This window comes from Pseudomonas sp. P5_A12 (genome assembly GCF_056400685.1).
This window is the reverse complement of the sequence record NZ_JBFUKU010000639.1, coordinates 1-554: the sequence shown is the minus strand read 5'-3', so window position 1 is coordinate 554 and position 554 is coordinate 1. Positions and strand designations below refer to the sequence as shown.

The 554-nt window shown below is 48.0% G+C and carries 2 rRNA genes; both read left to right on the top strand.

The features are described 5' to 3' along the window. Window positions 1-182: ribosomal RNA gene (locus tag AC1DSG_RS31650) — 23S ribosomal RNA — on the top strand; the annotation flags it as partial. Between the two features lie 162 nt (window positions 183-344). Continuing rightward, window positions 345-460: ribosomal RNA gene (gene rrf / locus AC1DSG_RS31645) — 5S ribosomal RNA — on the top strand. Window positions 461-554 lie beyond the last annotated feature (94 nt).

The following is a 554-nucleotide window of genomic DNA, read 5'->3' as shown; positions in this document are numbered from 1 at the left end:
CTATGTTCGGAATAGATAACCGCTGAAAGCATCTAAGCGGGAAACTAGCCTCAAGATGAGATCTCACTGGGACCTTGAGTCCCCTGAAGGGCCGTCGAAGACTACGACGTTGATAGGTTGGGTGTGTAAGCGCTGTGAGGCGTTGAGCTAACCAATACTAATTGCCCGTGAGGCTTGACCATATAACACCCAAGCAATTTGCTGCTCCTAGTTGAAAAGACGAAAGAGGCCAGATTGCGGTGTGTGAAGACGATACAAAGTCGAAAATTCGAAACACACAAATCTATTACATACCCATTCGCTGGAGCGTGAACCGAAAGGTAAACGACCTGGCTACCGAATTTCTTGACGACCATAGAGCATTGGAACCACCTGATCCCATCCCGAACTCAGCAGTGAAACGATGCATCGCCGATGGTAGTGTGGGGTTTCCCCATGTGAGAGTAGGTCATCGTCAAGATTAAATTCCGAAACCCCTATCTGCGTATGCAGGTAGGGGTTTTGTTTTGATTCCGAAACCCCTATCTGCGTATGCAGGTAGGGGTTTTGTTTTG